This is a genomic window from Cryobacterium sp. TMT1-2-1 (assembly GCF_004403955.1).
Lineage (GTDB): Bacteria > Actinomycetota > Actinomycetes > Actinomycetales > Microbacteriaceae > Cryobacterium > Cryobacterium psychrotolerans.
The window spans coordinates 23,132-43,778 of record NZ_SOHC01000066.1 but is presented as its reverse complement, the minus strand read 5'-3'; the positions used below and the strand labels follow the sequence as shown (position 1 = coordinate 43,778).

At 63.6% G+C, this 20,647-nt stretch carries 17 protein-coding genes and 1 tRNA gene; 11 read left to right on the top strand and 7 right to left on the bottom strand.

Translation table 11 applies throughout. The features are described from left to right. Window positions 1–40: 40 nt before the first annotated feature. From murI to E3T33_RS12175, 4 genes are read left to right on the top strand one after another with little or no spacing between them, the layout of a single operon-like run. A complete protein-coding gene (gene murI, locus E3T33_RS12190; protein ID WP_092324182.1) occupies window positions 41–910 on the top strand; it encodes a glutamate racemase in 870 nt (289 codons plus the stop codon). Beyond that, complete coding sequence (rph, locus tag E3T33_RS12185) at window positions 907–1,641, top strand: ribonuclease PH (protein WP_092324184.1); 735 nt, start codon at window positions 907–909, stop codon at window positions 1,639–1,641. The genes murI and rph overlap by 4 nt, the downstream gene beginning before the upstream one ends. A 3-nt stretch (window positions 1,642–1,644) precedes the next feature. Then, window positions 1,645–2,235 (top strand): RdgB/HAM1 family non-canonical purine NTP pyrophosphatase, encoded by a 591-nt coding sequence (gene rdgB, locus E3T33_RS12180; protein WP_092324185.1) that lies wholly within the window; start codon window positions 1,645–1,647, stop codon window positions 2,233–2,235. Further along, window positions 2,235–3,146, top strand: a complete 912-nt coding sequence (locus tag E3T33_RS12175) for a cation diffusion facilitator family transporter (RefSeq protein WP_134575398.1) — start codon at window positions 2,235–2,237, stop codon at window positions 3,144–3,146. Before rdgB ends, E3T33_RS12175 begins: the two co-directional genes overlap by 1 nt. A 104-nt stretch (window positions 3,147–3,250) precedes the next feature. On the opposite strand, the gene E3T33_RS12170 is transcribed toward E3T33_RS12175, so the two are convergent. The 3 genes from E3T33_RS12170 to E3T33_RS12160 form a co-directional block, all read right to left on the bottom strand. Further along, complete coding sequence (locus tag E3T33_RS12170; protein WP_092324188.1) at window positions 3,251–3,988, bottom strand: VTT domain-containing protein; 738 nt, start codon at window positions 3,986–3,988, stop codon at window positions 3,251–3,253. A gap of 196 nt (window positions 3,989–4,184) precedes the next feature. Next, window positions 4,185–4,266, bottom strand: a tRNA-Leu gene (locus tag E3T33_RS12165). A 10-nt stretch (window positions 4,267–4,276) separates the two neighbouring features. Continuing rightward, on the bottom strand, window positions 4,277–5,248 hold the full coding sequence (locus E3T33_RS12160) for a LysR family transcriptional regulator (protein WP_174843287.1): 972 nt from the start codon (window positions 5,246–5,248) through the stop codon (window positions 4,277–4,279). Window positions 5,249–5,393: 145 nt separating this feature from the next. Between E3T33_RS12160 and E3T33_RS12155 the strand changes: the two genes are divergently transcribed. The 7 genes from E3T33_RS12155 (at window position 5,394) to E3T33_RS12115 (ending at window position 14,537) form a co-directional block, all read left to right on the top strand. Then, a complete protein-coding gene (locus tag E3T33_RS12155; protein ID WP_134575396.1) occupies window positions 5,394–6,797 on the top strand; it encodes an MFS transporter in 1,404 nt (467 codons plus the stop codon). 38 nt (window positions 6,798–6,835) lie between these two features. Then, entirely contained in the window at window positions 6,836–7,657 is an 822-nt protein-coding gene (locus tag E3T33_RS12150; protein WP_134575394.1) for a 3-hydroxybutyrate dehydrogenase, read from the top strand. Window positions 7,658–7,957: 300 nt separating this feature from the next. Continuing rightward, on the top strand, window positions 7,958–9,190 hold the full coding sequence (locus E3T33_RS12140; RefSeq protein WP_134575392.1) for an ATPase, T2SS/T4P/T4SS family: 1,233 nt from the start codon (window positions 7,958–7,960) through the stop codon (window positions 9,188–9,190). Further along, complete coding sequence (locus E3T33_RS12135; protein ID WP_092325178.1) at window positions 9,187–10,053, top strand: type II secretion system F family protein; 867 nt, start codon at window positions 9,187–9,189, stop codon at window positions 10,051–10,053. Before E3T33_RS12140 ends, E3T33_RS12135 begins: the two co-directional genes overlap by 4 nt. Beyond that, complete coding sequence (locus tag E3T33_RS12130; protein ID WP_134474530.1) at window positions 10,050–10,988, top strand: type II secretion system F family protein; 939 nt, start codon at window positions 10,050–10,052, stop codon at window positions 10,986–10,988. The genes E3T33_RS12135 and E3T33_RS12130 overlap by 4 nt, the downstream gene beginning before the upstream one ends. A 740-nt stretch (window positions 10,989–11,728) precedes the next feature. Further along, window positions 11,729–13,009, top strand: a complete 1,281-nt coding sequence (locus E3T33_RS12120) for an ISL3 family transposase (protein WP_134575388.1) — start codon at window positions 11,729–11,731, stop codon at window positions 13,007–13,009. 217 nt (window positions 13,010–13,226) lie between these two features. After that, on the top strand, window positions 13,227–14,537 hold the full coding sequence (locus E3T33_RS12115) for a HEPN domain-containing protein (RefSeq protein ID WP_347233208.1): 1,311 nt from the start codon (window positions 13,227–13,229) through the stop codon (window positions 14,535–14,537). A 557-nt stretch (window positions 14,538–15,094) separates the two neighbouring features. Here E3T33_RS12115 and E3T33_RS12110 read toward each other — a convergent pair. The 4 genes from E3T33_RS12110 to E3T33_RS12095 form a co-directional block, all read right to left on the bottom strand. Next, window positions 15,095–15,304 carry a hypothetical protein gene (locus E3T33_RS12110; protein ID WP_134575384.1) on the bottom strand — a complete coding sequence of 70 codons (210 nt, stop codon included), beginning with the start codon at window positions 15,302–15,304 and terminating at the stop codon, window positions 15,095–15,097. Window positions 15,305–15,762: 458 nt separating this feature from the next. Continuing rightward, entirely contained in the window at window positions 15,763–18,870 is a 3,108-nt protein-coding gene (locus E3T33_RS12105; RefSeq protein WP_134575382.1) for a type I restriction endonuclease subunit R, read from the bottom strand. Beyond that, complete coding sequence (locus E3T33_RS12100; protein ID WP_134575380.1) at window positions 18,867–20,021, bottom strand: restriction endonuclease subunit S; 1,155 nt, start codon at window positions 20,019–20,021, stop codon at window positions 18,867–18,869. Before E3T33_RS12100 ends, E3T33_RS12105 begins: the two co-directional genes overlap by 4 nt. Further along, on the bottom strand, window positions 20,018–20,620 hold the full coding sequence (locus E3T33_RS12095; protein WP_134575378.1) for a hypothetical protein: 603 nt from the start codon (window positions 20,618–20,620) through the stop codon (window positions 20,018–20,020). Before E3T33_RS12095 ends, E3T33_RS12100 begins: the two co-directional genes overlap by 4 nt. Window positions 20,621–20,647 lie beyond the last annotated feature (27 nt).

The following is a 20,647-nucleotide window of genomic DNA, read 5'->3' as shown; positions in this document are numbered from 1 at the left end:
CACAGCCCGGCCGGAGCCCACGCCACTAAGGTTGTTTGACGTGACGGATGCACCGATTGGAATTTTCGACTCCGGCGTGGGCGGCCTGTCTGTCGCCCGGGCGATCAAGGACCAGCTTCCGGGCGAATCGCTCCTCTATATCGGCGACACGGCGCATTCTCCCTACGGACCGAAGAAGATAGCGGATGTGCGCCAGTTCGCCCTCAACGTGCTCGACGACCTCGTGGCCCAGGACGTCAAGATGCTCGTGATCGCCTGCAACACCGCTTCCGCGGCCATGCTGCGGGATGCCCGTGAACGGTACAGCGTGCCGGTGATCGAGGTCATCCAGCCGGCCGTCCGACGGGCGGTCGGCACGACGCGCAACAAACGGGTCGGGGTGATCGGCACGGTGGGCACCGTCAACTCCCTCGCCTACGAGGATGCGTTCGCCGCCGCCACCGACATCCGTCTGTTCACCCAGGCCTGCCCGCGATTCGTCGAGTTCGTCGAGGCCGGCGTGACGACCGGCGACGAGGTGCTCGCGGTTGCCGAGGAATACCTGGCGCCGCTCCGAGACTCCGGCGTCGACACCCTCGTGCTGGGCTGCACCCACTATCCGTTCCTGCGCGGCGCGATCTCCTATGTGATGGGCGACGCCGTGACCCTGGTCTCCAGCGACACCGAGACGGCGAACGATGTGTACCGGACCCTCGTGAGCCAGGGCCTGGAGCGCGATGCGCCTGGCCCGCCCACCTATCGGTACGAGGCGACCGGTGACAGCGCCGAGGAGTTCCTCGCCCTGGCCCACCGCCTGATCGGCCCGGAGATCTCCAGGGTCGACCTCATCGAGACCGGCTCCATCAGCCTCAGTGAACTTGCCGAGTTCGCCGCTTTTCAGAATCAAGCTACCCCCAAGGAGAACTCGTGAGCGACACCCTGCGCGCCGACGGACGCACCACCGACCAGCTTCGCGAGGTCACGATCGAACGCGGCTGGAGCGACCAGGCCGAAGGTTCGGCGCTGATCTCCTACGGGCGCACCAAGGTGCTCTGCACGGCCTCCTTCACCAACGGCGTGCCCCGCTGGATGGCCGGCAAGGGCAAGGGCTGGGTGACCGCCGAATACTCCATGCTCCCGCGTTCGACCAACTCCCGGATGGACCGCGAATCGGTCAAGGGCAAGATCGGCGGGCGGACCCACGAGATCAGCCGGCTGATCGGGAGGAGCCTGCGCGCAGTCGTCGACATGAAGGCCCTGGGCGAGAACACCATCGTGATCGACTGCGACGTGCTGCAGGCGGACGGCGGCACCCGCACGGCAGCGATCACGGGCGCGTACGTTGCCCTGGCCGACGCCCTCGAGTGGGGCCGGGAGAAGAGGTTCATCGGCCAGAAGGCCGTGCCGCTGCTCGACAGCGTTTCCGCCGTCTCGGTCGGGATCGTCAAGGGTGAGCCGATGCTCGACCTGGCCTACGTGGAGGATGTCCGCGCCGAGACGGACATGAACGTGGTCGTCACCGGCCGGGGTCTCTTCGTCGAGGTGCAGGGAACCGCGGAAGCCGCGCCCTTCGACCGCAGCGAACTCGACTCGCTGCTCGACCTCGCCCTCGCCGGCACGGTGACCCTGACCGAGTTCCAGACCACCGCCCTGGGACGCTGAGCCGTGCGGATCGTTCTCGCCACCCACAACCAGCACAAGGTGGAAGAGCTGCGTCGCATCCTCGAGCCGAAGCTCCCCGGGGTCGAGGTGCTCGCCTACGACGGTCCCGAGCCGGTCGAGTCGGGGGCCACCTTCGCCGAGAACGCGCTGATCAAGGCCCGCACGGCCGCAGCGCACACCGGGCTGCCGGCCATCGCGGACGACTCCGGCATCTGCGTCGACGTGCTCGGAGGCTCGCCGGGCATCTTCTCGGCGCGCTGGGCGGGGCCGAGCAAAGACGCCGGCGAGAACCTGCGCCTGCTGCTCTGGCAGCTGGCGGACATCCCGGACGAGCATCGCGGCGCCCACTTCACCTGCGTCGCGGCGCTCGCGCTCCCCGACGAGACCGAGTGGCACGTGACGGGGGAGTGGGCGGGGCACATCCTGCACGAACCGTCCGGCAGCGGCGGTTTCGGCTATGACCCGATCTTCCTGCCCGACGGCTACGCGATCTCCGCGGCCGAACTGACGCCCAACGTGAAGAACGAACAGAGCCACCGTGCGCGGGCGTTCGAGCACCTCATCCCGGTACTTGAGACACTGCTCTCGCCCTAATGGCTCACGATCATTCCCCGGCGGCTGCCGGCAATCGCACCCGGCTGACGATCGCCATCGGCATCGTCGCCTGTGTGCTGATCGTCGAGGCGATCGGCGCCTGGCTGACCGGGTCGCTGGCGCTGCTTGCGGATGCCGGACACATGTTCTCCGACCTCGCAGGCCTCCTGATCGCGCTCGCGGCCACCGTGGTCGCCGCACGCCCGGCCACCGACCGGCAGACCTACGGCTACCAGCGCGCCGAGGTCTTCGGAGCGCTCATCAACGGGTTGATCCTGGTGGCCGTGGCCGTCGGCGTCGTCATCGGCGCGGTGTCCCGGCTGATCTCCGCCGACCAGGCCGAGGTGAGCGGGACGCCCATGCTCATCGTCGCCGTCATCGGGCTGGTAGCCAACGTGGGCGCCCTGCTGCTGCTTCGCCCGGCGGCGGCACACTCGATCAACATGCGCGGTGCGTACCTCGAGGTGCTCGGCGACACGCTCGGCTCGGTCGCGGTCATCATCGCGGCCGGGGTGATCCTCACCACCGGGTTCCAGCAGGCCGACTCGATCGCCTCGCTGCTCATCGCAGCAATGATCCTGCCGCGGGCCTGGTCCCTGCTCCGTGACGTGGTGCGGGTCTTCAGCGAGTCGGTGCCCAAAGACACGGATGTCGCGGAGATCCGGAAGCATATCCTGGAGACGGCCGGCGTCGTCGCCGTGCACGACGTGCACGTGTGGGCGATCACCTCCGGGGCGCACGTCTTCAGCGCCCACGTGGTCGTCGACCCGGTGGTCCTGCAATCGGGCGGGACCGGTGCGCTGCTCGATGAGCTGTCCGACTGCCTGTCGCACCACTTCGACGTGGATCACTCTACGTTCCAGCTGGAACCGGCCGGCCGTACCGGCCACGACTCCCACGCCCACGACTGAGCCGAGCCCCCCTCGCCGAACCCCCTTCGCCGAACTGTGAGTTTGGCCCCTTCCCGGGGACCGCGAAGGTGCCAAACTCACAGTTCGGCGTGTGGGGCGGCGCTTCAGGCCTCGTGCTTGCCGTCGTGCTCGGTGTCGAAAGCGTCGGGATCAAGCACGAGGCTCTCCGTCGTCGGCAGGACCTCACGCTCGCGGATCTCGCGGCGGGCCTTCAGCGCGGACTGGACGTAGTGGAAGACCGTCGGGATGAGGGTGATGGCGACGGCGCCGATCAGGATCAGGTCGATGTACTCGCGTACGAAGTCGGCAACCGGCGGGATGTAGCCGAGGAAGAACCCGAAGTAGGTGAGTCCGGTGCCCCAGAGGAGGGCGCCGATCAGGTTGTAGAGCGTGTACTTGCGCTGGTCCATGCGGCCGACTCCGGCAGCGACCGGGGCGAAGGTTCGCACGATGGGAACGAAGCGGGCGACGATCACGGCGACGCCACCGAAGCGCAGGAAGAAGGCGTTCGTGCGTTCGACGTTCTTGATGCTGAACAGCCCCGATTCCTTGCGCTCGAAGACGCGGGGGCCGAAGCGACGGCCGATGAAGTAGCCTGCCTCGCCGCCGAGGAACGCGGCCAGGCCGATCGCCAGCGCGACCCACCAGATGTCGATCCGGATCACGCCGGCATAGGTGAGGAGTCCGGTGATGACGAGCAGGGTGTCGCCGGGGAAGAGAAAACCGACGAGCAGACCCGTCTCGGCGAAGACGATCGCGCACACTCCGAGCAGTGCCCAGGCGCCGAACCCGTCGATGAGGAGCTCCGGGTCGAGCCAGGGGATCAGTGCGGTGTGGATCACGAGGGAACTCCAGTCGGCGGCGGCAAGTGGCCGGGCGGCAGCGAGGCGCGGGTGCTGTCACAGGCTACCGCCTATCCTCGGGAAACTTCCCCGGTATCCGGGCGATCAATCCTTCGGTCCTGAACGGAAGGTTAATTCGAGGGAATCCGCCGGGGTGAATTGCGCAGAATGCTCGCAACAGCCGACTCGGCTCCGGTGCGGGAGAGGGGACTTGAACCCCCACGCTCGAAAGCACAGGAACCTAAATCCTGCGTGTCTGCCAATTTCACCACTCCCGCGAGTGCCGTCCTAGTCTACTGAGCCGTGCAGGCCAGGAGCCGTCGCCTCGGCCGGACGCGGGCGGCCGAGCAGGGGCTGCTCGTACGCGGCTGTCTGCGCGCGCAGCGCGTCCACGACCGCGGCGACGGCCGGCTGCCGCAGGGAATCGGGTCGCAGCACCATCCAGTAGGGAAGGCGTTCCTGGAAGTCGTCCGGGAGCAGGCGCACCAGGTCGGGGTGGCGGTCCGCCATGAAGCAGGGCAGGAACCCGATGCCCGCGCCGGCCCGGGTGGCCTCCACGTGCACGAACACGTTCGTCGAGCTGAGCGAGTCCCGCATCGTGGGCACCAGTCGGCGCGGGGCATCCAGGTCGTCGACCTGCAGCATCGAATCCACGAAATAGACGAGCGGATGTTCCGTCAGCCCGGCAACCGTGGTCGGTGCGCCGTATTCGGCGAGGTAGCTCCGGGAGGCGTACATCCCGAGCATGTAGTGACCGAGGCGGAATGCTTCGGCGCGGTGCACCTGCGGCTCGCCCACGACGATTTCGATGTCGAGGCCGGAGCGGTGCTGCAGAGCGCGCCGGGTGACCGTGACGATCTCCACCCGGAGTGAGGGATGCCGGCGCTGCAGGGCGGCGACGGCCGGGGCGGCGATGTAGGCGCTGAAGCCGTCGGTGGCCGACATCCGCACGACGCCGGTGAGTTGGTTCGGCCGCTCGGGTTCTCCGCCGAGCAGGGCGATGGCCGATTCGACGCCTTCCGCTGCCTGGGCGGCCCGTGTGCCCAGGTCGGTCAGCTCCCAGCCGCCGACGGTTCGCGACAGCACGCGGCCGCCGAGCACCTTCTCCAGCGCCGCGATCCGGCGCGAAACGGTCGTGTGGTTCAGGTCCAGGCTGTCGGCCGCCGTCGTGAACCGGCCGGTTCGCGCGACGGCGAGCAGGATCAGGAGGTCGTCGGCGTTCGGCAGCGACTGCGGCGTCGGCGCGGGCAGGAGGGTCATATCTGCAATTATGCACATGGCGTCTGGCGAAGTGGTCATTGAGGCACGGCCCGACTGCAGGAATACTCGGGGGAGCCGTGTGTGCTGCACACACGGGACCGGACAAACCCACCAGGTGTCAGAGGCGACACTGAAGGAGACAGACATGAGCGTCAATCAGCGCGTCGAGGCAGGTTCCGGAGGAACCTCATCGGCCGGCGGCAAAAACTCGGAAAAGTCGGGCCTGAAGAGGATCGTTGCCGCCTCCATGGTGGGCACGGTCGTCGAATGGTACGAGTTCTTCCTCTATGCGACCGCCGCCAGCCTCGTCTTCGGCACGGTCTTCTTCCCGAACGCCGGCAGCGAGTTGGACGGCATCCTCGCCGCCTTCCTGACCTACGCGGTAGGGTTCATCGCCCGTCCGCTGGGTGGCATCGTCTTCGGGCAGATCGGCGACAGGCTGGGCCGCAAGCACACCCTGCAGGTGACGATCATCCTCGTCGGTGTCGCGACCTTCCTGATGGGCTGCCTGCCCGGCTTCGACACGATCGGCTACTGGGCTCCGGCGCTGCTGATCGCCCTCCGCTTCATCCAGGGCTTCGCCGTCGGCGGTGAGTGGGGCGGCGCCGTGCTGCTCGTCGCCGAGCACAGCCCGAACGCGTCGCGGGGCTTCTGGTCCAGCTGGCCGCAGGCCGCAGTGCCGGTGGGCAACCTGCTCGCCACGCTCGTGCTGCTGGCCACGTCCTGGCTCCTGCCCGCTGAACAGTTCATGAGCTGGGGCTGGCGCATCGCGTTCTGGCTCTCGGCCATCATCGTGGTCATCGGCTACTACATCCGCACCCACGTCAACGAGGCCCCGATCTTCCTCGAGGCACGCGCCCAGGTGGAAGCCGAGCAGGCCATCAGCTACGGAGTCAAGGAAGTCATCCGTAAGTACCCGCGCGGCATCCTCAGCGCCATGGGCCTGCGCTTCGCCGAGAACATCCTGTACTACATCATCGTGAGCTTCTCGATCGTCTACCTCGTCACGGTGCACGCCTACGACACCAGCCAGCTTCTGTTCGCGCTGCTCCTGGCCCACCTCGTGCACTTCCTCGTGATCCCGCAGGTCGGGCGCCTGTCCGACAAGTTCGGGCGCAAGCCGGTGTACCTGGCCGGTGCCCTCCTCGGCGCGAGCTGGGCGCTGTTCGCCTTCCCGATGTTCGACACGAAGAACCCGGTGCTGATCGTCCTGGCGATCACCCTCGGCCTCTGCTTCCACGCCCTGATGTACGCGGGCCAGCCGGCGATCATGGCCGAGCTCTTCCCGACCCGGATGCGCTACTCCGGTGTGTCACTCGGCTACCAGGTGACCTCGATCCTGGCCGGTTCGATGGCGCCGATCATCGCCGTCGCCCTGCTCAAGGAGTACGGCTCCTGGGTGCCGGTCGCGATCTACCTGGCGATCGCCTGCGCGATCACCGTGGTCGCCGTGCTCACGCTCAAGGAAACCAAGGGAGCATCGCTGCGCGAGATCGACGCTGTCGACGCCCGCAAGCACGGGCTGGAGCCGGCCCCGGTCCTCCGCTAACCGCCACGGCAGATAACCGGCTCAACGAAGGAACACAGATGACTCAAGCACTCGCGCACGCGCCCCGGGCCTCGGCCGACACCGAGACCTGGGCGCGGACCGGGCCGCTGACGGGCAAACGCGCCCTGGTCACCGGGGGCGCGAGTGGCATTGGTGCGGCTGTGGCCCGGTCTCTCGCTGAACGCGGCGCGCACGTCGTCGTCGCGGACATCGATGGGGCCGGCGCCGCGGCGCTCGCCGACGAGCTCGGCGGCTCCAGCTGGACCGTCGACCTTCTCGACACCGCGTCGCTCACCGACGACATCCTGGCCGAGGCCGTCGACGGTGTGGACATCCTGGTGAACAACGCCGGGATCCAGCGGATCAACCCGATCCAGGACTTCGACCCGGTCGACTTCCGTCGCATCATCACCCTGATGCTCGAGGCACCCTTCCTCCTCATCCGCGCTGCGCTACCGAAAATGTACGAGAACGGGTTCGGCCGCATCATCAACATCACCTCGGTGCACGGCATCCGGGCCTCGCCGTTCAAGAGCGCCTATGTCTCGGCCAAGCACGGCCTGGAGGGGCTGTCCAAGGTGACGGCCCTGGAAGGCGGCGAGCACGGCGTGACCAGCAACTGCGTCAGCCCGGGGTACGTGCGCACGCCCCTGGTCGAGAAGCAGCTGGCCGAGCAGGCCGCGGTGCACGGCATCCCCGAAGCCGACGTGCTGAGCCGGATCATGCTCACCGAGAGCGCCATCAAGCGCCTGGTCGAGCCGGAGGAGGTCGCCTCGATCGTCGCCTGGCTGGCTTCCGAGGACGCGGCCATGGTCACGGGCTCCAGCTACACGATGGACGGCGGCTGGTCCGCCCGCTAGCTTCCCGCGCCCCCCTGCCTCTCCCCGCTGGCCTCTCCCCGCCCCCGCCCCCGCCCCCGCTCCCGCCCCCGCTCCCGCCCCCGCTCCCGCTCCCGCTCCCGCCCCCGCTCCCGCTCCCGCCCCCGCTCCCCGCTGTCCCCTCCCAGCTGTCCCTGCTGAGTTGCGGAGAAACACCCTTCGTTGGGAAATTGAAGGTACTTTTTCCGCAACTCAACGTGAAACGACCCGAATGCAGACTGCGCCAGGGCCGGGCTGTGGATAAGTTCAACGGCCATTGCCGGGGTGGAGCATCATGCAGGGATGAGCGAGGCCGTGCGCATCATCACCGAGCAGGTACGGATGCGCGTGCGCAGGGAGGGCGTGGACCTCGCCTCCGACGGCAGCCTCGCCGAACAGTACGTCCGCGACGAACTGCAGCGCTACAGCGAGCGCGCCCTCGGCGGTTCGCTGCCGCTGATCGCCGACGAACGCCAGGCGGCGAGGGAGGTCGTCGCCTCCCTGACCGGCTTCGGCGCCCTGCAACCGTTCCTCGACGACCCCGGGATCGAGGAGATCTGGATCAACGGACCCAGCCAAGTTTTCATCGCCCGCGACGGTGTCTCCGAGCTCACCGGCATGGTGCTCACCGAGCGGGAGGTGCGCGACCTGGTCGAGCGGATGCTGCAGGCCTCCGGCCGCCGCGTGGACCTCTCCTCGCCTTTCGTTGATGCCTCCCTGCCCGACGGGTCGAGGCTGCACGTGGTCATCCCGGACATCACCCGGAAGCACTGGGCGGTCAACATCCGCAAGTTCACCCGGCGCATCCGCGACCTGAACCAGCTCGTCGGGCTGGGCTCGCTCACCCAGCAGGCGGCCGAGTTCCTGCGGATGTGCGTGCTCGCCGGGCAGAACATCCTGGTCTCGGGTGCCACGCAGACGGGCAAGACCACGATGCTGAACGCCCTGCTGTCGTCCACGAGGCCCGGCGAACGGATCGTGACGGTGGAGGAAACCTTCGAGCTGGACCTCTCGGCGCGGGACGTCGTGGCCATGCAGTGCCGTCAGCCGAGCCTCGAGGGGACGGGCGAGATCACCCTGCGGCGGCTGATCAAGGAGTCCCTCCGGATGCGACCCGACCGGCTCGTGGTCGGCGAGGTGCGCGAGGCCGAGAGCCTCGACCTGCTGATCGCCCTGAACAGCGGACTTCCCGGCATGTGCTCGATCCACGCCAACAGCGCCAGGGACGCCCTCGCCAAGCTCTCGACGCTGCCGCTGCTGGCCGGCCGGAACATCGACTCGTCGTTCGTGCTGCCCACCGTGGCCGGCTGTATCGACATCGTCGTGCATTGCGAGATAGATCGCCACGGACGCCGACGGGTCACCGAGATCATCGCGCCGAGCGGACAACTCGCCGGCCCGATGATCGAGGCCAGCCCGGTCTTCCTGGCCCTGACGGGAACCCTCGAGCCGACCGGCGGCTTCCCCACCAAGCTCGCCAAGTTCCGCGCGGCGGGCCTCGACCCGGCGCTCGTGCTCCGGCGGGGAGCGGCATGACGCTCGCACTGGGGTGCCTCCTGGCCGCGGGCCTGCTGCTCGTCGCCTCTCCGTTCCTCTGGCCCTCACGCGAGAGAGCCGCGGTCGCAGCCCGGGCAGGAGTTCAGACGCGGATGCGCTCCCGCCTCACGCAAGCCGGGTTCGGCGGGGTCCCGGTCTCGGTCTTCATCGCCGTTTCACTGGCCGTGGGACTCGCCTCCGCGGCGCTCGCGCAGGCGATGCTCGGAGTACAGGCGCTCGCCGCCGTGGCCGGACTGGCCGCGATGGTGTTCCCCTCGCTGCTCGTGTCCTGGCGCGCCCGCGCTCGCCGGAGGGCCAATCGCACGGTCTGGCCCGACGTGGTCGACCACCTGGTCTCCGCGGTCCGGTCCGGCCTCGCCCTGCCCGACAGCGTGAGCAGCCTCGCGCAGTCCGGTCCGGCGGCCGGCCGCATCGCCTTCTCGACGTTCGAGCGCGAGTACCGCGCGACCGGAAACTTCGCACACTGCATCGACGAGCTCAAGGCGTCCCTCTCCGACCCCATCGCCGACCGCATCCTGGAGACCCTGCGCATGGCGAGGGACGTCGGCGGAAGCGACCTGACGATCGTGTTGCGCAGCCTCGCCGCCTGGCTCCGGCAGGATGCCGCCATCCGGTCGGAGGTCGAGGCCCGGCAGTCCTGGATCGTGAACTCGGCCAGGCTCGGCGTCGCCGCGCCGTGGATCGTGCTCCTACTGCTCGCCTCGCGCCCTGAGGCTGCCCTTGCGTACAACACACCGGCCGGCGGCATGGTGATCCTCGGCGGCCTGGTCGTCTCCGCCCTGGCCTACCGCGTCATGGTCAGGCTCGGGCGGCTCCCCGAGGAACGGCGGTGGTTCCGGTGAGCGCGCAGCTGGCCTGGGGCGTGTTCTGCGGAACCGCACTCGGCGTCGGACTGTGGTCGCTGGTGAGCCTCGCGCCGAGGCTCAGCCGGCCGCGGCTCGCCAACAGGCTTGCGCCGTACCTGCTCGACCTCTCGCCCGAGGCGCGGGCGTTCGTCGGGCGCACCTCCGTCGATCCGATTCCCGTGCTCGGCACGCTATTCTCGCCGGGCTTCCATCGGCTCAGGGACGCGCTCTCGTCCCTCCTGGGCGGGGCCGAGACGACCCAGCGGCGGCTCCGCCAATCGGGTTCGGCCTGGAGCGTCGACCGGTTCCGCTCCGACCAACTCGTGTGGGCGATCGTGTCCCTCGCCGGGGGCGCCGTGGCCGTGCTGGCGGTGCCCGCGTTCCGCACGATGCCCCTGGCCGCCCAGGTCGTGCTCCCGGTCATAGCCGGGGTGTGCGCGGCGCTCGTCCGCGACCAGCTCCTGCGCCGCGCCGCCACCGTGCGGCTGTCGCGCATGAAAAGCGAGCTGCCCACGATCCTCGAGTTCCTCACCCTGTCGCTGTCGGCGGGCGAGGGGATCCTCGATGCGCTGCGGCGGGTGTCCGGCACGAGTTCGGGGGAGCTGTCCCGTGAACTAGCCACGGTCGTGGCCGACGTGCACGCCGGCGTTCCCCTCGCCTCCGCCCTGCACACCCTGTCCCGCCAGGTGCAGGTGCCCGCGCTCACCCGTTTCGTCGACCAGGTCACCGGGGCCCTGGACCGAGGGTCGCCGCTGGCCGAGGTGCTGCGCGCCCAGGCGCAGGATGCCAGGGAAGAGGCCAAGCGCGACCTGCTCGAGGTGGCCGGAAAGAAGGAAGTGGCCATGCTGGTTCCGGTCGTCTTCCTCATCCTTCCGCTGACCATCCTGTTCGCCGTCTTCCCCGGCTTTGTCGCGCTGCAGGCCGGCTTCTGAAAGTCGTATCCGAGCAACCCCACCCAGGAAAGTTGGAGACCATGACAGGGCTGAGAATGCGCATCCTGAACCGCTGGCGGGACGAGACCGGGGATGTGCCTCGACTTATGTTGCATCGGCGTGTCTCATGAGACATTTTGTCTAGAGTTCGCGGGTTCGAGGGTATGCACTTGTCGACCGGAAATGAGACAGGTGCTGATTCCTGTACCGTGCGAGATTGGATGGCCAAGTACGCAATTCTGACCTCGTGACCTCGTGACCTCGTGACCTCGTGACCTCGTGANGTGACCTCGTGACCTCGTGACCTCGTGACCTCGTGACCTCGTGACCTCGTGACCTCGTGACCTCGTGACCTCGTGACCTCGTGACCTCGTGACCTCGTGGCCTCGGAGCACTTGGAGGACCTTCGCAACCAGCTCGTTATCGGGTGGAGGTCACCGCGTACCTGGCGCCAGACCGGCCATACCCTTGAGTAGCTCCGCCGCCTCATCTCCGACAGGTCCTGACATGGGCGCAGCCCGGATACCAGCGGCTCAATGTCGGCCCTCCTAGACTTTCGTGCCTTAGCGGACGCCGTAACGCCCTGCCCCAACCCGTCACTGCGCCGATGGGCATTTGATCGATTATTTGGCTCCCCTGCTGTATCCGTGGGTGTTTCGGAGCGCCTTAACGGCCGCACGCCGCTTCCTGTCTAGGTTTCTGACTGTCAAAGGAAAGAAACTCAAGGGCAGGAAAACGGCGTGCGGTCTCTAACAATATGGCGGACTTTGCTTGGTGTCGACAAGGCAGTGGTCGAGGCCGTTGATCTCGACATCTCGACGGGCGTTTTTGTCGCTTCGGTGCGGCTGACCAGGTCGATGCGGAACCGGTGCGGGAGCTGCCAGAAGCGCTGCCCGCGCTACGACGAGGGGGCGGGGCGGCGCCGGTGGCGGGGATTGGATTTCGGCTCGACCCGGGTCTTTCTGGAGGCGGATGCCCCGCGGGTGTCGTGCCGGGAGCACGGTGTGATCGTGGCTGCGGTGCCATGGGCCAGGCACCAGGCCGGCCACACCCGCCACTTCGATTCATATGTCGCGTGGCTGGCCACTCAAACCTCGAAAACCGCGGCAACTCAGTTGATGCGGATCGCGTGGCGCACGGTCGGGGCGATCATCACCCGGGTGTGGGCCGACACGGAAAAGCTCCATGATCCCTTCGCCGGGCTCACCCGGATCGGGATCGATGAGATCTCCTTCAAGCGCGGCCGGAAGTTCTTGACTGTGGTCGTGGACCACGATTCGGGTCGTCTGGTCTGGGCTGCACCCGGCCAGGACAAGGCCACCCTGGGCACGTTCTTCGATGCGCTCGGCGCGGAACGATCCGCTCTGATCACGCATGTTTCCGCGGATGGGGCCGCGTGGATCGCGTCGGTCGTCGCAGCACGCTGCGCGGACCCGTTCCACGTCGTGAAGTGGGCCACGGAAGCCCTCGATGAAGTTCGCAAGGCCGCCTGGACCGAGGCCCGCAAACAGGCCCGCCTAAACGAGTCCCGCACGGTTGGCCGGCCCGTGCACGACGCCCCGGCCCGGCCTCACAGCGAGCACGCGAAGTTGATGATGAACTCCCGCTACGCGCTCTGGAAAAACCCCGAAAACCTCACCGAGAAACAACAGATCAAGCTGGCCTGGGTCGTTCACACCAACCCGGCCCTAGGCCGGGCCTACTACCTCAAAGAAGGCCTCCGGCTGGTCTTCAAGCTGCCCCGCGACGAAGCCGCCGAGGCCCTGGACAAGTGGGTCGGATGGGCCCGCTGCAGCCGAATCCCATCGTTCGTGAAACTCCAACGCTCCATCGTCAAGCACCGGGCCGCGATCCTTGCATCGATCGAGCACGGCCTCTCCAACGGCCGCATCGAATCCATGAATACCAAGATCCGACTACTCACCCGAATCGCCTTCGGCTTCAAATCACCCGACGCCCTCATCGCCCTCGCCATGCTCAGCCTCGGCGGCCACAAACCCGCACTCCCCGGCCGGGTTTAACCCACGGTTACGACAGGAGAGCCGATTATTTCGTCGATATAACCCGGCGCGACACGATCGCAGGCGCTGGTCCATTCGGCGAGATCCTGCCAGGGGTCGGAGTTATCGTCGCGATAAGCCCGGCTCGCAAATGTTCCCGATTTGCTTCGATGAGTTCAGACCGCTGCTGCTAGTTTGAGAACAGGAATTGGGGGAGTTTGTGCCAAACGAGTTGCTAATGGGGACGCGTCGTACAGGCGATTTCTTCGACACCTATGAAGACACCCCCGAGGTCAAGGTGATCCTTGAACGATCCGAGGCCGGCATCGGCGTTACCGTTGCGTGGTCAAGCCCGGAGGTCCCTTATGCAGCTTGGTTCATGGGCGAGAGTACATTCTGGTTCAGCCAGGAACCCCAGCCCGAGTCGAAGCCTGTGCCGAAACGCGTGTTATTTAGCGACTCCCATGGGTTCGTCCTTCTGATCCGTTGTTGGGCACGCGGATATCACGCGAATGCTCTGGGACCTGGCAGCGGGACGCTGTGGGCCCGAGCGGCCATCATGGACGTCCGCGAAGATAGGGAGTTTGATCGCCCTCACGGGCTGCAGACGGAAATTTCCGGGCTTCGCGATTGGTTGGGCGTCACCTCTTGGGACGAGCGGCCAGACAGAAGCGACGGTACTCGTAAGGTCATTCTGAGTTCTCTCGAGACTTCGACCCTTAGTGCGGGCGAGCACTCAGGGATGACCCTCGACTTCAGGTCGGGTTGGGCGGTCGTCCCCGAGGAAGGGCGTGACCGTCGAGTACTCCTCGATCTTTTGAGATGCACCACCCGTAGCGTCGAGCCGCTCGAGTGGGAAGTGCACATGCAGCTCCACAGGGCTATTCGAGACCTGCTGGTCGTTTCGAGGTGGCGCGCCGAATCCTGTGTTGCGGTACGTGCTCTCCGTGAAGACGACCCTATGACTAACCTTGACGGTGAGTCCCATGGGGACCTGTGGCGTGAGGTCGTCGTATCGGACGACGAGCGTAAATCAGCGCCCAAGGACTATTCGCCGCACCTGGTGCAATACCAGGAGCTCGGCGTCAAAGGCATCGATCGTTGGGTAGCCCTCCGAGATGAATTCGCCCGAGCCCTCGACCCAGTGATCACAAGCATTGATCTCCGCAACGCAACCCCACACACACGCCTTGCACACACAGCGCCTGGTGTGGAAGCTTTGGGGTACCTGCTGATGGTCCGTGATGGCATGGATCCAAAGAGGGCGGCAAGGGTCAATTTGAAAGCACGGTTCGAGCGTATTCTCGCTGACCTGGGCGACTGCCTCCCCTTCGATGGAACTAAGTGGGTTGTTCAGACTGTCGAGACATACAACGCGTTAAAGCACGCGAACCGCGCGCTGGCTGATGACGTCGATTTGATGAACACCTGGGCTGAATGCGTCATGGTTGTGCGAGCTTGGGTCGGGCTCGAACTCGGTATCGCGGTGGACGTGTTGAAGCTGCGACTTCTAGAAGACAGACAGCCTCGCAATTTCATTTCAAGGTGATATGCCCATCTGCTTCTTCTGCCGAGGTGAGGGCGCCATCCCGAGTGCGGAGCACTAAAGGTGAGCAGCAATGCGACGACGGTGAGGCCGAGGAAGGTGGTGCGGGTAGTGCTCTTCGACACAGTGTGTGCCTTCGGTCCGCGCCGCACGGGAGGCACAGCGTCCTCCGAGCCGTTTAGGGGGCTTGGTCGCTAGTCGGCGGGCCTACCTGCAACAGGAGATAGAAGTGCTGCGATTGCGGCGCGTAGCCGCACGACGGTGCCATGGTCTGGTACCGACTGTGTCGGTTTGGCGTTAGACCAGGCGCACTAGATCACAGGACGGGCAGCGCCAGAAGGGGCTGATCGTTGTTCCATCGGCCAGCATCCGGACTAGGCACTGCTCACAGTTTGGGGGAGCGCTAAGCAAGTCGGGTTGCATGACCAAACCGTATCCGGTTCGCGCGCGCATCGCAGCGCGGCTAATCAGCTACGGAATTGAGCACAGCACGCGCGTAACTGGCAATCCAAGCCAGACTTGTATCGTCTATAGCCCGAGGACGCGCCATGGTCATCACGTCAATCGATGTCGACCAGGACGCGCTCAAGCGGGCCAAGCTGCTGACCGGGACCACGTCGGATGGCGAGACTGTCGGTCTTGCCCTCCGAACCCTGATAGCCGTTCGCCAGCAGCACTCTGTCGTCGAGCGCATCATCGGTCGTCGCTTCGAGCCAAGGCTTCGAAGTGATTCCGTCGGCGGAATTAGTCGGTGCGGGATCCTCGGTCATTTGTCGTCTACTCCCGTCATTGAGTCTCTCACGACATATTGTGAAGATGGGAGAGCTCTCGGAACGCGCGACCGACCCGTAGGCTCCGAGGCACGTTCGGATTCCAGCTCACCCATCCGCGTCTCTTCCAGTACTCGTCTTCGCGGTTGAGGTTTCTCTTGCGCCCACTTCTGGCCATCTTCACACTCCAAATCTTGGTGGAGTGTTGCGACGAGACCTAGAACTCGCCCGGCACTACTGGCCCTGTTTTGGGTCGGCGTTAACACGCGCTCCTCGACAAGCGAATAGATTCTGTTGTCTCTCTCCGCGGGAGCCGAGTTGAGTGATGTGTTCACGCCTTCCACCTCCTGGATCGCCTCAAGTATGGCGCTCCTAACGTCTGGGGCGGAAGCGCCCATGAAATGCCTCCACCACCAACAGCTACTGCTGCGAGACGCAGATCGTGTCAGCCAATGAGGCTATTCGTCAACACCGGGGGCAAGTCCCAAAAACCGCTCGAAAAATGTCGTCAGAGCTTGGATAACATATTTCTTTTTTTGGTTGTGTCCTGCTTCAAGGTTGAAGCGCGAAACAGGCGGCAAAACCTTTGTGATATCGGTCCCGGTCGTGCGCAACTGGCCGTCACGGAACGCCGCGTCGATGAACGAGTGGGTCTCAAGGGGTTTGAGCTTATGTTCCCCAATGATCGACTCGAGTTCTGCCTCGCGCTTCTTCTCTACAAATGCTCGCCATTGCACGTCTGCGGTACCGTCCACGGAAACCGAGTCCACGAAGCTCTCGACCAGATCGCGTTTACTACGCAGGCTTGGGCTCGCATCGACCGCGCGCGCGATTCGAGCGCGAATTTCTTTGTCTTCGCCATTGCCAAACTCTGCGCGGTACTTCTCTACGAGAATCAGAATGTAGTCGACATTGATTTCTACCTGCTTGACCAGTTCAATCTCAAAAACCACGTCGTCGTTGATCTTTTCTTTGTCACCATCGCGTTCTTTTCGGAACTCGGCGTAAAGATCCAAGTAGATCGATCGGTAGTCCTGGTGAAGGCGCTCGGTAAGCGCATCCTGTCCAACGAAGTCATCGAACGAAGTCAGGATGTTCTGAAGACGCAGGATTGAGCCAAACAGCGTGATGAACTCTTTTTGCGCGGCCTCACCGACAATTGGCCAACCAAGCGGGAAGGTCTGGAGCAGCGCATTGACCTTCTCGGAGTACTCGCTGTAGTAGTCACAATATGGCTTGAGTAGCACGACGCCGCGGGCGTCCTTATTTCCGAACAGCTCTAGTGCTGCATTCGTCTCATCCTCGAGGTTGCGGAACGTGACGATGTTGCCATAAGTCTTAACGGAGTTCAGGATGCGATTGGTGCGCGAGTAGGCCTGAACTAGGCCATGCGAGCGCAGGTTCTTGTCGACGAACAGTGTGTTCATCGTGGTGGCGTCGAAACCGGTCAGGAACATGTTGACTACAATGACGAGGTCTATCTCGCGGTTCTTCATCCGCTGAGAGAGATCCTTGTAATAGTTCTGGAACTTGTCGGCACTTGTGTCGTAGCTCGTATCAAACATCTCGTTGTAGTCACGAATGGCCGACTCGAGGAAATCTCGATTACTGACGGAAAGCGCGTCGGTATCGAATGCTTCATCGTCCAAGATGCCGTCGTTCGTTGCTTCGTTGGCGCCATAGCTGAAGATGACACCTATCTTGAGTCGCTGATCTGGCGTGAGTGATCCCTGGAGCCTTTTGAAGGTCAGGTAATAGCGTTGCGCCGCATCGATTGAGGCTGTTGCGAACAGAGCGTTGAAGCCGCGGAGACGCTTCTTCTCTCGGACGGCTTCGACGGCCCGACGCGACCGCACCGACTCGGCGACGTTAGCAACAATTGAGTGTTCGTAGCCCCCAACGTTGCGCTTTGTCTTCTGGTCGAAGTGCTCGAGGATGTATTGCACAATGTTGCTAAGCCGGCGCTCGTCGAGAAGGGCCATTTCAGCCTGAATACCCGAAACGTCCTTGTCCACGACCGCTCCGACCTGAACGGTGTTAACGTAGTCAATTCGGAACGGCAGAACGTTTTGATCAGTGATTGCGTCGACGATCGTGTATGTGTGGAGTTTTTCCCCAAAAGCCTGTTCCGTGGTCTTGAGTTGCGGATTGCCGCCACTGCTGGCGTTCTTGGAAAATATCGGCGTTCCAGTGAAACCGAACAAATTGTAGCGCTTGAATGCTCGGGTGATGTCTGTATGCATGTCGCCGAACTGCGACCGGTGGCATTCGTCGAAGATGATCACTACGTGACCGGAATAGATCTCGTGACGGCTGGAGGACTTGACGAAGGTCGATAGCTTTTGGATCGTTGTGATGATGATCCGCGCGTTCGGATCCTCAAGCTGCTTCTTCAGCACAGCGGTCGATGCATTCGAGTTCGCAGCACCCTTCTCGAAACGGTCGTACTCGCGCATCGTCTGATAGTCCAGGTCTTTGCGGTCAACAACAAAGAGGACCTTTGCGACATCGGGCAGTTTGGATGCCAGCTGCGCCGTCTTAAAGGAAGTGAGGGTCTTGCCCGACCCCGTGGTGTGCCAGACGTAGCCGCCGGCGTCAATCGTGCCAAGTTTTCGATAATTGGTCGAGATCTCGATTTTCTGCAATATTCGCTCAGTAGCCACGATCTGGTACGGACGCATCACCAGGAGATCCCGGTCTACAGTTAGCACGCAGTAGCGGGTCAAGGTGTTTAGCAGCGAGTGCTTGGCGAAGAAGGTTTTCGTGAACGCAGTCAGTTCTTGGATCGGATTATTCTGCGCGTCGGTCCACCAAGAAGTGAACTCGAACGAGTTGCTGGACTTCTTGCCCTTTACTTGCTTACTCGATGCTTCTTTGATGTGCTTCGAACGAGTCGAATTGGAATAGTACTTCGTCAAGGTGCCGTTGCTGATCACAAACAGCTGGACATAATCGAACAGGCCAGAGCCGGCCCAGAAGCTATCTCGCTGGTATCGGTCGATTTGGTTGAACGCCTCACGGATGTCGACGCCACGGCGCTTGAGTTCTATATGCACCATTGGGAGCCCGTTGACCAGCACTGTTACGTCGTACCGGTTCGCGTACCGTCCGCCGCTTTCCCCTTGCTCGACCCCATACTGGTTGATCACTTGAAGTTGATTGTTGTGTATGTCCTTCTTATCAATCAACGTGATGTTCTTCGTCGATCCGTCGTCACGCATGAGGGTCTGAACATGGTCTTCTTGGACCCGGACACTTTTCTCGATGATGCCGTCGTTTTGGCCGGCAACCTTCGTTGCGAAGAAGCGATCCCACTCGCGATCCGTGAAGGTCACATTGTTGAGTGCCTCCAATTTGGCGCGTAGGTTCGCAATCAGCCCGCTTTCATTCTTGATCGGCAAGTATTCATACGCCTGGCCCTGCAGCAGACGCACCATCTCGCGCTCTAGGTCTGCTTCGGACTGATACGACGTCGCACTCGCGGGATCAGCGACGTACTCTGTCACGACCGTACTCTCAGCGGAGACGGCGATCGGATTGTACTTGCGCGCGAGGGAATCGCTCATGCTTCGAGCTCCTTGAACCGGAGTAGACGATGGCGGTAGTGCTCGTACTGATTGCGCCGCATTCGAATCTCTGCGGGAATTCCGCCATCGATGTCATTGACCAGCCCATCGAATTGATCCAGCACATTAACAATATGCTTCTGAACCTCGATTGCCGGGACGGGCACCGCGACGAGCACTAGTTCCTTGCGATTCAGTGCCGGCGTTCCCCCCGTCTGCTGGAGGCCGCGAATGGAGGGCTGAATTGATTTCAAGAAGTGATATAGAAAACGAGTACTGACAACTTCGTTGGTGCTCCAAATCCGGTAACACAGAGGTCCGCACCAGAACGGCTCTCTTTGGTATCCAACAACACCAACACCGCCTTGCCCACGCGATGGGATCGTCACCGCGTCGCCATCCGTGTTCTGCAGAGGCGAGCGACCCGATTCGGCGGTTCCGGCATTCACAAAGGAGTACTCGCCAGACTCTGCTGGAACTCCGTCTGGGGGTGCTTGCCCAGTGCGAACGTTTGCTACCGCACCGAGAGTGCGCCACTCGGTCTCCCCTGGAATGTTGCGTATCAACTCGGCACGGTAATGCTCGTACTGTGCCAGACGCGCCTGCTGCTCCGCTCTCAAGTCCGTTTCGAGCCGAGTGAATTGATCAAGCACCCTCACAACCTCTGTCTGAACCTCCAGCGGCGGTACGGGGATTCGATATCCCAGAATCGCGGCCTTTTCGCCCCGCGGCATTTTCGCACCCTTCGCGTGCTGCGTGTTGTACACGAAGAAATCGTCGGAGGACAAGACATAGTAGACATAGGCGGGAGTGAGCGAATGCCGCGCTTCATGTTTGATTCGGATAGCGAGGACGTCGCTGCTGCAGCCGCCACTATTGGATGCAAGCCACACCTTTTTCAAATAGGGGCGGATATTGCCGAGCAGGACATCTCCAGGCTCGTAGGCGGTCAGTCGCGCGGTGTTCGGTGGGTAGCTCGAATCCACGCGCCCGCCCTTGAGCGCGACGAGATTGTCTACTCCCACATAGGAGGTGTCATCAATATCGGACGCGTCGACGCGAGTGGTGGAGAACTCGGCAACTTTCGACAATGGAACATAGGGGACGCCACTCGGAGTCAGCTCTGCGATTAATTCATCAATTCGACTCATGACACAACTTCCTCGCCAGCAATTGCGTCAATGTTGTCCACGTTCCACCCCAGGTCCTCGATCGCCTGTGCAAAAACATTGTCGCGGTATATTTCCTCGACAACCCCGAGCACCAACCGTAGACATGGCTCGAACTTTTGAAGGGCTATTTCTTCACTCGACTCGCCATGGATAATCTCGCTCAGCTCACTGAATAGCTTGTAGCCGTCACTCGAGAAACGTTGAGGAATGATGTTGCGCTTGTCGTTCACCTTCCTAAGAACTTCGGCAAATGAGCGACGCCTGCCATTCGGCTTCAGCGTTTCGATCTCGGCAATCTCCGCAACCTCCCAAGTCAGCGTCTCGAAGATTTTGCGGAGGTAGATGATGGCACCCGCACCTAGGTCATTCTCGTAGGCGAGGTTTGCACGCCTGACGAGGTCTGAGAAGGGGCCTCCTGCTTCACCGACGCGTTCGGCCCGATCACGCAGATGCTCCGTGTATCGCTCGACTCTCACGGTCGGCGACGGTCCTGCAATTGGCCCATCGCTGGCGACGAGGAACCACGCTTCGACCGACGTCTGACATTCGAGGCATTGTAGGGTGACATCGATGCTCACCTGCTCGTCGCCTAGGCCGAGGCAGTC

Bases quoted from the DNA above. Each gene is read 5' to 3' on its own strand.
- E3T33_RS12135 (WP_092325178.1), top strand. From the start codon at position 9,187: ATGACGCTCGCACTGGGGTGCCTCCTGGCCGCGGGCCTGCTGCTCGTC.
- E3T33_RS12110 (WP_134575384.1), bottom strand. From the start codon at position 15,304: ATGACCGAGGATCCCGCACCGACTAATTCCGCCGACGGAATCACTTCG.
- E3T33_RS12140 (WP_134575392.1), top strand. From the start codon at position 7,958: ATGAGCGAGGCCGTGCGCATCATCACCGAGCAGGTACGGATGCGCGTG.
- E3T33_RS12160 (WP_174843287.1), bottom strand. From the start codon at position 5,248: ATGACCCTCCTGCCCGCGCCGACGCCGCAGTCGCTGCCGAACGCCGAC.
- E3T33_RS12115 (WP_347233208.1), top strand. From the start codon at position 13,227: ATGGGGACGCGTCGTACAGGCGATTTCTTCGACACCTATGAAGACACC.
- E3T33_RS12175 (WP_134575398.1), top strand. From the start codon at position 2,235: ATGGCTCACGATCATTCCCCGGCGGCTGCCGGCAATCGCACCCGGCTG.
- E3T33_RS12155 (WP_134575396.1), top strand. From the start codon at position 5,394: ATGAGCGTCAATCAGCGCGTCGAGGCAGGTTCCGGAGGAACCTCATCG.
- E3T33_RS12100 (WP_134575380.1), bottom strand. From the start codon at position 20,021: ATGAGTCGAATTGATGAATTAATCGCAGAGCTGACTCCGAGTGGCGTC.
- E3T33_RS12105 (WP_134575382.1), bottom strand. From the start codon at position 18,870: ATGAGCGATTCCCTCGCGCGCAAGTACAATCCGATCGCCGTCTCCGCT.
- E3T33_RS12150 (WP_134575394.1), top strand. From the start codon at position 6,836: ATGACTCAAGCACTCGCGCACGCGCCCCGGGCCTCGGCCGACACCGAG.